Here is a 13,730-nt window from a genome sequence, read left to right on the forward strand (position 1 = left end):
ATTTGGTGGGTCTTTTTTTATACCAATTACATTAACAATGTGATCTAATATCATATTGTTAGCGACCTAAACAGACTCAATGCGTTAGCAGCTTACATTGAACAGTTCAGTCAGTCAGATACAGGTGGTCGCCTACAAGCGTCCCATGTACAAAAGTTCTTAACTGATAAGTTTGAAGTCACTTACCAAATATCGAATATTTACCGTTTGATGCATGAGTTAGGTTTTTCATGGATCACCAGTCGTTCAAAACATCCTAAGCAATCAAAATCAGCCCAAGACGAGTTTAAAAAAATTCCAAATTGAATTGATCATCAAGATCCCAGGACATATGGCGCTGGACCGAATAGATATTTAGTTTCAGGATGAAGCTAGGTTTGGCCAGCAATATACCACAACGCATATATGGGCAAGCAAAGGTAGTCGCTCTAGAGGGGTGAATCAACAGCAGTTTGAATATGCCTATTTATTTGGAGCAGTATGCGCAGCAACAGGTGAAACTGAAGCATTGATAGCGCCTTGGGTTAACAAAGAGATAATGCAACAACACCTTGATTTGATATCCAAACGTACTGAGCCCGAAAGACATGCTGTGGTGATAATGGATGGTTTAGGTTGACATACCGATGATATTGCCAACCTGAGTATTATAAAACTCTCACCATATTCGCCCAAGTTAAGTCCAATAGAACAAGTATGGTGTTGGCTTCGACAACATAACTTATCCAACCGCTGTTTTAGTGGATACAGTGACATTGTTGATGCATGGAACGACTTTGTGGCTGATATCAAACGCGTAAAAACACTGTGTGCTCGAAGCTGGATCAATATGGTCATTTAATTAATGGAATTGGTTTAATTTCTCCCCACTTTAACTTTCAGCCATGAGTATAGTCTGCATTTTTGAGACGTATGTAGCTAAGAAATGCAATGGATACAGCTCACTTGGAGTTAAACGGTTTTGCATAAACCATATCAAGTTTAACACCTATCTGATATCCTCATAACGACAAAGCCGCTCGGTAATTAGACTGACACAATCCCTTGGTAATCACACTAATACACCTAAAAGCAGACGGTTGATCCTCCCCGACTCTCTAGACACCGCATATTTAGATTGATGAGTTGTCACTGTTTAATGCCAATCAGTTTCAAACATTAATACCACACATTTTAGTGCGGATTGAAGTGCAGGTTTCGATAGTTTCAAACTTTAATTAGCTTGCACAGTTACGCTTGATACTCTATCTGATTTTTTGGATTTTTCGGTCTACACAAAGGCTAAAATGGTAGATAAAAGTTAGTTTTTCACATCAAAAGGTGATTTGATTAGGGGGCGTAATCACATCATAGTCTTCTTAAAATAAGCTAGCATGACAACAATCAGGTATCGTAATTAAAGCGTGATTGATGGCGATATTGAGACGACCTGTGGTATCAGGGGTACTGTACATCGTGATCAGAGCAGTCAACATGCCAGCGGCGACTATTTAGACTTTTTAAATACACATAACCTGATACCCAGCGTGAGTCGCAGAGGTCATTGTCTGGATAATGCTGTTGCAGAAAGTTTTTTTCATTCTTTTAAAACTGAGTGAATTAAACGAAAAGAGTACGTGAATCGAAGTGAAGTTAGAGCGGTTTTGTTTGATTACATTGAAGTGTTTTACAATCGAACACGACTGGACAGCCACCTTGGATATGTGCCCCAGATGAAAATACATATTTACACGTATGTTAAGTGTCTACGTTACTGTGGGAAGGTGACACAGGTTTTTGTTCTAATTCTCCGAGCTTTGCATAAGTAACAGGAGCAATCATTATTGCCATTCTGCCGTTAACGCGTAGCAAACTATCTAGGGATGTAGCTTTGCTCAGGTCACGGGAGATACTCGGCAAGATTACAAACGAAAAAGCTTAATCATAACAAAGATCATGATTAAGCTTTATATCGCCACTACTTCAGCTTTAACTGAGTAGCTTTTACAGCAGACGCTAGGTTCTAAGCTTCACAATTAAAATGAATAATTTAAGCTTACTTCGTATATACGACCAGTGTAATCTAAACGAGCTATTGCTCTTTCATCATCACCAAAGTACTCGTAGGTTTGCTCATTCGTTAAGTTATAGGCTTTAAAGTGAAGTCTTAAGTCTTTATTGACTTTATAGCTTGATGCTAAATCTAAACGACCGCTTGCTTTAACAGTACGATCTTCGGTGCCGTAATAGGAGCCGCCAGGATATTGAACATCGAATTTGTCACGCCAGTTGTATGCTAGACGAATGCTAATGCCGTCATTTTCCCAATATCCAATTAGGTTATACGAACTAGGTGATACTTTATAAAGTTTACTATCCCCTTCTAAAGTCGCGTCTTGGTCAATATATGTGTAGTTGAATACTCCTCCTAAGCCATTCCAAGGATAGGGGAGGAAATCAAGTTTTTGCTGCACTGCAAATTCAGCACCGGTTAACTTTATTTCGTTATCTGCATTGAAAGTACGGTTTACTGTCACTGTTCGATTTATCTCATCACCTGTATCGGGATTAATAAACACAGTAGATTGGAGGCAGTTTCCAGGTAACTCTGAATCTTCACCAATAAATTCTCCATACAGGTCATCTAGGAAGGGATATTCACCTAAGCCAGGGCAATCCCTAGAGATGTCAAACAATCCAGTAATGTTTTTCCTAAATAAACCTAATGAAATAGCGCTACCTTCACGGTTATACCATTCAAAGGATAAATCATAGTTATCAGCCGTATAGGGGCTGACGTCCGCTTTAGGTAATGTAATGTTAATAGAAGAATTTCCTTCATTAACATTAAGTGCAGGGTTTTGGCTTCTTAAGTTTGGTCTGACTAACGATTGATAGTATGACGCTCGTACAACAAAATCTTCATGGAGATCAACAGTCAAGTTTACTGAAGGCAACGTATTACTGTAATCACTACTATAGGTGAATTCGCTAGGCATACTCACACCATTTACTTGCGTAATAGAGCGTCCGTCAAAATCATTGGTTGTTTTCTCATGGCGAACACCTGCATTACCACGATAACTTATGTCGCCAATTTCACCTTCGAAGCTTGCCATAATATACGCAGCTGTAATTGCTTGCTCAGTGGCAAAATTATTTGTATAAAATTGTGGTAATCGAGTTCCATTATTTAATCGATCATAGAAGCCGCTAGGGTCTGCAAACGTTAGAGCTACTGGATTATCCTCTGTTACCTGAGTTAAATCAGCCATTCCGTCTTGTAATTGACTGGTCACATAAGGTGTATCTAATGTTAACCAACCATTAGATACATCAAAAGTTCCGGGCAATTTGCCATCAAAAAATGCGGTTTGTTGCTCTGTTAAAATGTCGTCACTAAGGAACATTGAATTGATGTTCGCCACATTTATACCAGGTACACCAATTTTTTGATCACGATTTTGCAAATCTTCAATGCTATGGCGTACGCCGAATTTAATTGAGCCAATAGTTAGCACATCACCCAAAGCAAACTCGGTATACCGCTGTGCATTAAATTCAGCGGCTTTCATGGTACGGGTTGGGTTATCAACACGGCCATCAACGTAATGACCGATACGAACGCCACCATTGGAGGGATCCATAGAAGTGACACTTGCTCCGGCAACTGAAGGTGCTGACCAATTTAAATTATCATAATTAAAGTTTTCCCAACCCGTTGCCGACACTGCCATTTGGCCCATTGCGCCTTGTCCAGTATTTAAGGTGCCGTCAATGCCAGTTCCAACAGAATCAATGGTTACTCTAGAATCAGCTCCTGCGGCTAAATGGTTAACCGAAGCATTGTGATGTTCCATATGACGAAAATCTAAGCCGACGTTTAGAAACTCGTTTTCAGCTTTAGAATAACTAACAACACTATCGAAAACCCAATCATCGGTTGCATAATCGCCATACAACAATAAGCCCTTAGAGGTTTCTAAAAAAGTTGTTTTGCGGTTAGTAACTAGCCAAGCACCATCAGTAAAACTGGCTTGACTAACAGCATAAATAGGATTGCCATCTTCGTCATGCTTGTAAATGAAAGGGGCGGTTTCCATGTCGGGCTCAAAACCCGCATGGCGATGATGTCTGTCACTTCTGGTTGGGTTTAACCCAGCCGTAAACGCGGTATCTTCTTTGGTGCCTTCGCCTAAATCACGTTTTGTATATAAAACATGAGCACCCAATTTTAAATCGTCAGTCGCTTTCCACTCAATGTTACCAGTAAATGAGTGACGATCACCTTCACTGTATTCACTTACATTACGGCCGCTGGCAACACCTAGTACGTTTGCGTCGGGCGCTAAACCATATTTCTCTTTATATGCAGCGATGCTTTCAGAAACAACACGTCCGTCGTTTGTGGTTTCTTCAAACGAAGAATATTGACTGAATTGGATTAAATCACGACGAAAAGTTTGATCTGAACCTGCAAACTTAAATGCTACGGCTAACTCGTCCTCGATTAAGTGCTTAGACGCTGAAATCTTGACTGATTTATCCCAATTACTTGTAAGTTCTTCATAACGACCACCTAAACTGACGCTATACTTTCCATCTTTTTTCGATAGTGCTTGTTGTAATTGTTTATCAACAATACCTGCCATACCACCGGCCTGCATATCCGCCGTGGGAGATTTAACAAGAGTTACTCCGTCAAATACACCAGCTTCAAACGCTGCGAATGGGTTGGTACCGCCTGTTGGGCCTGAACTTCTACTTGGCGTTGCGAAGCTTTGTCCAAAAGCAGTTGTTTTCACGAAACCACCAGATAAGCCTCGCAAACTAATTTCAGAAGTACGCCCCTCATTTGAACGGTCTAATTGCACACCAGGTAAAGCTTGTAATGCCTCACCAAAGTCCAGTGCGGGTAAGGCGTCAATATCTGTAGCAGAAATTGCATCTACAATTGAAGGCGCTTGGCGTTTAACATTTAGTGCGTTTTCAAGAGAGCTTCTAACTCCGGAAACTTCAATAACCTCTACATCATCTTGGAGTTGTTCATTATTTTCAGTGCTCTGCTGAGCATTATTGATAGCAGAATTAACTTCCTGCGCCAGTAATGAGGGGGAACTTACGGTTAGCAATAATGCGGCTGTATTACCGATTAGTTTCCGATTTAAATTTGATTTTCTATTTTTCATCGACCCAGTCTCTTTGTTATGTGTTCCAAATTTGCCAGTTCTTAAGGAATCGTTGTTAACGATTTGTAAAGTTATGTTAACCTCAATATCCAATCAAAACAAGTCATTTGTCATCACTTATAATGAGTTTATCCATTCTGCTAGGTCTACACGTGATTGCTTTTGATTGCTGAAATTGATTTTAAAGAAGAAATGAGAGGCGAAAAGCTTACTTTTCTGCATATTATTCTGGAATTTAATAAATAGCTGGTTGATGTGCCTATTATATACTTTGCAAAAACGTGGTGATTAATAGAGAAAACGTAAGTTTAAGATAGGCTTAACGCTATCTCGTCACACATAGAAGGTCGCTTTTGTAATAGAATCAAGACGTTGCTCACTTCGTGCTTTATTTCAATGATATGCGCGAGTTCGCTCTATCTGCAGCAACCTTCAGCTAGTAAATATCAACTACATACCTTTGCCACCTTTGATATTCGAATACACATCCATAATCGACTGCAATCAAGAAGCGATTGTGGAACCAGCTTCCATAACCGCACGCAGATAACTACATGCATTTAGTTAATTAAGATAATGGTTTAATAATATGCGATTGAAAATGACCAGTGTTGACTAAGTGGCTGATTTTGTCTCCCAGTGATATTTTTTAAGACCATCATAAAATCAACATACAAATACGTCTTTTTATATGACCTGTCATATTAAATATCTATTGAGTTTTCGATTGGGTTTGCTTGTATTTATTTCAGATGTATTTTTATGACAAGTCATAAATATGCCTGGCCAGCTTGTAATATTTGGAAAAGCTATTATTATAGATAATTACACTTATCTGTAATAATGAAGTTATGAACGCCAATATCACTATTTCAAAACACGACTTTGCGATCGACGATGCCGATAAGCAAACTGTTATTAGCAATTTGCTTGAACTGCGTGATGATGTTTGGCAAACCATGTCAAAAAACACACGCAAAGCGTATCAGCAAGATTTTGATCAATATCTCACGTTCTGCAGAGAAAATGGAATGCCGGCGATGGCAAGTGATTGGCGTGTTACTAAAGAAAGCTGCAAAGCGTATCTCAAATTTATGATCTCAGGCCCACTTGGTCATCATAGTATTAAGCGGAAATTAGCCTCGATCAGATTTTTCATAGGTATTTCTGAGCTCCCTGATCCGTGGAAGCATTCTAAGCTTTTTACCAAATTTGTGTCTGGGCAACTCAAGCAAAAACCCGCTGCACAGAAGCAAGCCAAGCCACTTAAATTAGGTGATGTGCAAAAGCTTAATCGTACTTTAGAGCTAACCACATTATTGGGTTTACGTGACGCTGCTCTTATTAATGTAGCTCTCGACACATTGTTTCGTGCGTCTAACATCGTCGATATAGAGTTAAAACACATCGATTGGGATGCTAAAACCATTTTTACACCAAAATCAAAAACTGACCAATCGGGTGAAGGATTCTACGGCTACATCTCGGATGAGACAGCTGGTTTACTAAAGCGTTGGATAGAACAAGCTAACTTATTCGACGGGTTTTTATTCAGAAAATTATCGCCAAAACAAACAGTGCAAGCTGAGCCGATGCAATACCAGGCTTTACTAAAACGATACGATGCAGTTGGTATGGCTTTGGATAACAAAGGGGCATTTACGTGTCACAGTACACGAACTGGTGGCGTGCTTACTATGATGGAAGCTGGCGTACCAATGGCTGATATTGTGCTCTCAGGTCACTGGAAGTCAGAAGCCATGCCCATCCGTTACGGCCAGCAATACCAGGCGAGTAAAACGGGGATGGCGAAGGTTCGGTAAACCTTTAAAACGTATTAGCTAATCTCCAATGGGGAGCTCAATTATAGATATTTGAATTAGCTTTAGTGTTGTACAACCGAGCATATTGTTTTTTATACATCGCCCGACCAGTGATCTAATCATTACTGGCTGTTCTGCTCCAAAAGTCGGCCAAATCAGACTCATAGTGCTCATACGTGCGTTTGCCTCGGCGCCTACGGCTATCGTGCCATCCTGAGAAGTAAGCATGATCAACCAGCGTTTTAACTTGTCGGTATAGATTGTAATGCTCTTTGGTGAGATATTTTAAGAAAAGTTTATTCTTCTGGTCAGCGTCAAGGCCAAGAGGCATATTCCGAATTTCTTTTTTTGCTTCTTCAAATTCTTCAGGCGACTCTAATATGTACTCGAACATGAGATCGTAGCCGTCTTTATCGAAATCTGTATGCATTGCGACTTGTCTGAGCCTAGCAAGTGTTTCTTCTTTGAGGACTATGGTCGTTGACTTAGAACGTTTACGACTAACCCATTTACTGAAGCGTGACAAAGCCCTGCGAGCCCCGTCTTTAGTAAGTGCATCTCTTAATGCCACTACATCTTTTTCATAATCTCCAGAAAGAACTAATGCGCTTAGATTTGCTCCTTCAACTACATCTACGGCAGCAATCTTGTTTATCACATCATAGTGTTCAACGTACTGCTTCCAAAAGGCATAAATTTCAGTTTTATCTTTTTGACGGCCTGGGTGTGGCACAGTGACTCCCCATAAAAACAATCTAATTTTACATAGCATCTGGTAACGCATGATAACTGGGATTGAAAGGTTATCAAAACTCGATTTTCCGTTTTAGCGAGTTGTTAATGTTGGTTGATGAGTAAACAATCTAAGGTTTCTTAAGGCAATTAGAATACGGCACCATACCAAGTTGCAAACCAGAATAGCCAGACGTTTGTAACACTTGAGCTACTGCAAAATGTATTGTGACATAAAAAGTGAATAATATTTCCCTACCCAACCACATTTACACCACTCCCAACAATGCTGACACACCCGTGGGGCAATACGTGCTCTTCTCACTGGGAGCGCTCTCGTTTTATTAAACATGCGCGAAGCGCGCGGGCCCGCCGCGTGCGGCGGAAGAGCTTTTGCTATAACGTAACTGGTATGGTGCCGTATCCACTACTTTTATAATCCTAGTGACTGAGAACTTAGCCGCGACATTTATTATTTAAACTTGTTTACCTCTAACTCTTTAGACACTTTTTACTTAGAAACCAAGGTAAAAGGTGAGCTCTATTATTCACAGTTGAGTAGTACACCTTGCGCTAAGTAATGCGCTTTGGTCATCTATAGATCTTTGGTGGCAAATTGGGAAACCTACCAGGGGTTTAAAGGCCTTTGCTATTTAACTCACCCTAATATAAGTAAATAGAGGCCGCTTAAAAAGCAACATATATACTTCTTTATGCAATTCAAAAGCTCTATACAGTCAAAAGGCAATTTATATGTTGCTAATATCAAATAAAGAAACTAAGGTATTTCTTTTTGGTAAATAGCAACATATGAGTTTCATCATGAATTCATTACTCGAACAGATCAAAAAACGCCGTATCGCACTGGAACTCAAGCAGCACGATATGATGCTGCGCATTGGTATATCGCGCCAGCAATATCAACGATTAGAATCAAAAGGTAATCCTCGGCTGGATACGCTCGAGTTAATTGCTAAGGGTCTTAAAAGTGAATTGCTACTCATACCGCAAGAAAAGTTAAACGCAGTGCTGAATGTATTGGCCGAAGAATCAAAAGCCTCTAATACACCAAGCCAATCGGCTAAAGAAAAGAACAAGTCATTAACTGATGATCCATGGCAAGGGATGTTAGGAGAAAATGAATGAGCGCAGATGCAAATAATGAAGTGAATGTATTACAGATCTCAATTCATGACGTACTGATCGGCTATCTTGCAGGATTTAAGAATGGACGCAATGTATTGAGCATTGCCGATACTTTTAAGAACAATCCAGAGCGCCCAACATTCAGCCTCATTACTCACCCTAAGTTCCCACTATCAAATAAGCTGATGGCCGAGCCATGGGCAAGAAATCAACGTTTGCATCCTGTACTGTCAAACTTGCTACCAGAAGGTTCATTGCGTGAACTGATTGCACAATCCCTGAAGGTACATGTCGATAATGAATTTCACATACTTTCATATCTAGGTGCAGATTTACCGGGTGCTATCGAAGCCATACCGATGGAACCTGAAGACGTCCCCGATCATGTGCTCAACACACACGGAAAAGCTAAAGCTGTAAAATTTGATAAAGTCACTCACGAAAACAAGTTTTCCTTGGCGGGCGTGCAAATGAAGTTTTCCATGAAGGAGAAGGAAGGACGCTATAACTTATCCAAGGGTGATGTACTAGGCGACTGGATTATCAAAACACCATCGACTAAACACAAATTTGTGCCACTGAATGAATACACTGCCATGTCATTAGCGGAACTCGTTGGCGTAGACATTCCGCAGATCAAACTCGTTGAACTCAATAAGCTTGATAACCTCCCACAAATCAACCTACCTGACGAGAAACTAGCTTTTGCCATTAAGCGATTTGACCGAGCTGATGATAAACGCATCCATATGGAAGACTTCGCGCAAATTCTGGTGAAATATCCTCGCGACAAATATACCTCAGCAAATTATGAAAATCTTGGCAAAGTCATTTATGACTTTTCTGGAGATTCTCTGGCCGACGCTCAACAGTTCGCAAGGCGTTTACTGGTGAATATTCTCTTAGCCAATGGCGATGCGCATTTGAAAAACTGGAGCTTCCTATATCCTGACAAAGTCACGCCGCGACTTTCTCCTGCATACGATATCGTAACCACCAGTGTCTATATCGAGAATGAAACCCAATTCGCGCTCAATCTGAGTAAGACAAAAGAGTGGTTTACCGTCACCATGGCACACTTTCGAACGTGGGCAGATAAATCAGGTATCCCATGGAGAGCAATAAAGCCCCACTTAGATGACACAATGAGCAAGGCAAGAGAGCTGTGGCCTGAAGCACTGAAAACGCTACCTATGGACGAAATACATAAAGAAGGACTTAGAGCACATTGGAGCAAGCTTCAGGAAGATTTCAAAATTGAAGCCTCAAAATAAAGGCTATCTCAGTTAACGAATAATTAAGGTGCACCACGTATGATATCAATAGATACGTGGCTTAATTCTGAGAAAGCGATTATCTGTTAGCAACAGGCGCGTTGTTATCACAACAGTTTTCATCAATTCTATTCAAAACTGAAACTTGTAGTGTTACTGCTGCTAAAGATAACGAATACAACTAATAACTGAGATTTTTAACCCCAAATTGCTAGTTTTTCTTCGCTTTGATTATCTTAACCGGCCCGAGTAGCCCCGATGACTGCAGCTCTTTGGGGTGTTTTTCAAAAAAATTAAAACCGGTAAACGTCACTCTTTCGCTTTTGGGCGGGGGACTATTCTCGACAATCCACGGCACGGTATCGCCCGTCATTGAGTAGCCACTTGTATCAGGTAAGGCTTCATCACCAATAAGTCGGTTCACCCAGGTATTAGTCACGTCAATCTCAAGGGTATTTTCTCCCGATTCAGTAACCTCGCTAATATCCACCACAAATGGTGGCTTCCAAAGCGTTGCAATATGCTCTCCGTTAACGCTCACTTCAGCTATTTGTTGAACGTCGCCTAAATCAAGATAAAGCGGTTGGTCACTCGTCCTTTTCGATGGCGCTATAAAAAAGTGATTGGTATATTTCGCTGTACCGGAATAGTGTTTAACGCTCGACAACGGGCTATTTTTCCAATCTATCAGTGTATCAAAAGTTACCGTGCCTGGCCCAGCCAGTGCTTCGCTAAACTCCACTTCCCATGGTTGGTCTAAATCAAGTGATACGTCATGTTGGTTAACGTAGTAATCATGCAATAATGTGCTCTGCTTATTCACATAGTCAGGTGCTTGACCTTCACGGCGTATTACAATAAACCTTGACGCGAATGGCTCTAAAGGCAAGGTGGTTTTAAGGCGCTTATTCGTTCTTGTATAGTGAGTGATTTTTTCAACGCTTCCATCATCTACATTCCATATTTCTGGCTTACCACTGCCGCTTCGTAAACTCACTTCAACTTGCTTAAAGGCAGGGTCATCGTTATAAAAATAATACAGGTCATTTTCACCTATGCGCCGGTGCGCGAAGAACTGGGCTGGTTTTCCATCTATCACTAAATCGGGTTCATAGTTTAATTGGGCTATGGTTTTCTGAAGTGTAAAACTACTAACTAATCCGTTCTTATAACGTCGCACTTGGGGAGCGTTATGCGCCTCTTCCCCCCACAGTTCGTTTACGATGAGATCAAAGTCTTTTTGTTCAGCCCATTCACTATACCCAATAACTTTCTGTGGTCTATCTCCTATTACGGTAGCCCCCTCGGCCACCAGCTCTTTAATTCGCTTCAACGTTTTGAGGTGCATATATTTGGTTTTATACAAATGCAATGCGCGATAACGCGTACCTTCTGGTAACACAAGGTATCCGTCTTCCACTTTTACACGGTTAATAAGCACATCGGTATTGGTGTAATCATAGCCAAACCCATCCGGCACAGACGTATTGTTCGCATTACCTACACGCAGCGGGGCCATATCCCCAAGGTGAACGAGAAAATCGGCATCAGGAACGCCTTGCTGGAGCAAATATGAGCCTCGTGCCAAATACTTAAACCATGCTTTTCCGCCATTACCCCACCATGTTTGGGTTCTATCAATATGCGACCCAATCGAGTCCATTGTCATGCCCGGCTTTACAAAGTTGTTGGGTTGATGCGCAAAGCGGTGGAACATGGTTTCATTTATGCCTCTTGCCCACATTTCGTCGCCATAATGCTTATAGAAATATGGGTGGCCATACCAATTTACAGTATTAATAGACGTAAATGACTCAGCAGATACCACTTTCTTTCCGTATATGTGGGCCGATGAGATAGCCGCCATAATACGCCCATTGTATTCTTGCTCACGTACCCAGAATTCCCCCATAAGGCGGTCAGCTTGGCCACCAGCGGCTAATTCATCAAAAGGCCCCCAACCATAGGGTTCAATGTACGACTCCAGCCCATATTCATTTGATATCCGAGTAAACTCACCAAAATAATTCTGAACCATAAGATCAGAAAGGTGTTGGCGAAATTCTTGTAAAATAGCGCCTGTATGTTCAGCGGATTCGATAACGCGGCCTGTCAATAAGGGTAACCATGGAATAAGATCGTAACCAAACTTCGCTTTAAACGACTTATCAATATTCTGTGTCCAGTTTTGGCCTCCTACTTCATAGCTATCAATCTCAGTTGTTTTTAGTGATTGTATGCCTTGGGCCTGTACTTTCTTAACCAGTTTCCCTACGTACTGTTCAAAGTGATACCGCAAAGCATCAGGGTCAAACTTATCTACCTCTAAACCTTCTCCTTCTACTGTAGCGGGCACATTAAAAGCCCCAGTACTGGTATAGCCAAATCGCAGAATACGCCAGTTTCCACTTGGCACTTGTATACCTTCTACGGGTAACTCACCTTTATTTAGCACCATGACATCATCGGCGCTAATAATCGCATCCTGCGATATTGAAGGTGCCATGCTAAGCCTGCCGCGCTCCATTGCATTCATTGAAAGCCAATTATCAATTCGAGGTATCGACCACAAGTCGAAGCGTTTAAGTGCAATAGGTTGAGTAAATACAATTCGAAAGTACTTTGCCCTAAATCCATCCTGCTCCTTACTGATGAGCTGAGGACTGAACGTCCACATTCTAGCGCCCGTTCTTGGCCTGCGAAGTTTTTCAACTACGGTGGTAAAGTTGATACCATCATCAGATACCTGTAGCGAAGCATCCCCATGCCGGTTGGGCGTTTCTATCTGTAAGCTACGTAGCGACGCAGCGGTTTCAAGCTCGATTTGGATCCAATATTCGTCGTGGTCATTTTTAACAAATTCGAGCTCCGTATCCCAATCCTTATCCTTCAATGCTGCCACCGCCAGCGTAGAATCAGATGCACTTAGCTTCGCATTGGCAAAGGCGTTGTTTGCATTGAACCTATTCTGAGGTAAGGCGATTACAGCAACATCCTCATAAAAGCCCTCAGCGTAACCCGGCTGAGGTGGCGTTAAACTTTTACCACCACTTACAGCAATTTCAGACCAGGTTATTCGCTTCATGGACAATTCAGGCGTTATCCAAGGCCCGCCACTCGATGTCCAGCCATCTGAATTATGAATACCAAACTCCACGCTGTTTTTGACAGCTTGCGCAGCAGCATGCACAAGATGCTCGTAGAATTCTTCTGTACCAAACCTGACTGGCCCCTTTGAAGAGTAAGGTACGTTTCGTCGATGAACATGGAAAAATATGGCGCCCCCTATCCCTGCATCACCCAGTGCCGTGAAATCCTCGGTAAAGCCATCTTTACTGAGATTACCATTCATTGCGTGCATCCAAGTTTTAGGTAGAAAGCCCTTTTCAGGCTCTTTAAATGCTTGTTCAGACAGGGAGTCTGCGGTAGCTAAGCGTCCGAATAGAAGGATGACTAATGACATTTTACAAGCGACGCTGATGATACGATTTAGCGTTTCAGCAAATTGACTTTGATTCATATTGATTACTTTTGTAACATAGTGATTACATGTGAGCGAATATATATCACCACCTTTTGTTTTTAAA

Annotated in this window: 6 protein-coding genes and 1 pseudogene; 4 read left to right on the forward strand and 3 right to left on the reverse strand. The window is 41.3% G+C overall.

The genetic code is table 11. The features are described from left to right. Positions 1 to 84 precede the first annotated feature (84 nt). A pseudogene (locus tag GCHA_RS23280) lies at positions 85 to 841 on the forward strand (IS630 family transposase); the annotation flags it as partial. Positions 842 to 2,015: 1,174 nt separating this feature from the next. Here the strand turns inward: GCHA_RS23280 and GCHA_RS21970 are convergent. After that, positions 2,016 to 5,261, reverse strand: coding sequence for a TonB-dependent receptor (locus GCHA_RS21970; protein ID WP_318249032.1), 3,246 nt, complete (start codon positions 5,259 to 5,261; stop codon positions 2,016 to 2,018). Positions 5,262 to 6,019: 758 nt separating this feature from the next. Here GCHA_RS21970 and GCHA_RS21975 point away from each other — a divergent pair. Continuing rightward, positions 6,020 to 6,991 carry a tyrosine-type recombinase/integrase gene (locus GCHA_RS21975; protein ID WP_007992282.1) on the forward strand — a complete coding sequence of 324 codons (972 nt, stop codon included), beginning with the start codon at positions 6,020 to 6,022 and terminating at the stop codon, positions 6,989 to 6,991. A 115-nt stretch (positions 6,992 to 7,106) separates the two neighbouring features. On the opposite strand, the gene GCHA_RS21980 is transcribed toward GCHA_RS21975, so the two are convergent. Then, on the reverse strand, positions 7,107 to 7,724 hold the full coding sequence (locus tag GCHA_RS21980; RefSeq protein WP_007992284.1) for a hypothetical protein: 618 nt from the start codon (positions 7,722 to 7,724) through the stop codon (positions 7,107 to 7,109). Positions 7,725 to 8,545: 821 nt separating this feature from the next. On the opposite strand from GCHA_RS21980, the gene GCHA_RS21985 reads away from it, so the two are divergent. Both GCHA_RS21985 and GCHA_RS21990 read left to right on the forward strand, forming a co-directional pair. Next, complete coding sequence (locus tag GCHA_RS21985; RefSeq protein ID WP_007992286.1) at positions 8,546 to 8,869, forward strand: helix-turn-helix transcriptional regulator; 324 nt, start codon at positions 8,546 to 8,548, stop codon at positions 8,867 to 8,869. After that, complete coding sequence (locus GCHA_RS21990; protein WP_007992288.1) at positions 8,866 to 10,143, forward strand: type II toxin-antitoxin system HipA family toxin; 1,278 nt, start codon at positions 8,866 to 8,868, stop codon at positions 10,141 to 10,143. The genes GCHA_RS21985 and GCHA_RS21990 overlap by 4 nt, the downstream gene beginning before the upstream one ends. A 211-nt stretch (positions 10,144 to 10,354) precedes the next feature. Here GCHA_RS21990 and GCHA_RS21995 read toward each other — a convergent pair whose 3' ends face one another. Continuing rightward, positions 10,355 to 13,663 (reverse strand): glycosyl hydrolase, encoded by a 3,309-nt coding sequence (locus GCHA_RS21995; RefSeq protein ID WP_007992290.1) that lies wholly within the window; start codon positions 13,661 to 13,663, stop codon positions 10,355 to 10,357. Positions 13,664 to 13,730 lie beyond the last annotated feature (67 nt).

Origin of the sequence: Paraglaciecola chathamensis S18K6 (genome assembly GCA_000314955.1) — a bacterium.
In the GTDB taxonomy this organism is placed as follows: Bacteria; Pseudomonadota; Gammaproteobacteria; order Enterobacterales; family Alteromonadaceae; genus Paraglaciecola; species Paraglaciecola chathamensis.

What these genes read in the sequence shown, in the direction of transcription:
- GCHA_RS21975 (WP_007992282.1), top strand. Translation starts at nt 6,020, where the DNA reads ATGAACGCCAATATCACTATTTCAAAACACGACTTTGCGATCGACGAT.
- GCHA_RS21985 (WP_007992286.1), top strand. Translation starts at nt 8,546, where the DNA reads ATGAATTCATTACTCGAACAGATCAAAAAACGCCGTATCGCACTGGAA.
- GCHA_RS21990 (WP_007992288.1), top strand. Translation starts at nt 8,866, where the DNA reads ATGAGCGCAGATGCAAATAATGAAGTGAATGTATTACAGATCTCAATT.
- GCHA_RS21995 (WP_007992290.1), bottom strand. Translation starts at nt 13,663, where the DNA reads ATGAATCAAAGTCAATTTGCTGAAACGCTAAATCGTATCATCAGCGTC.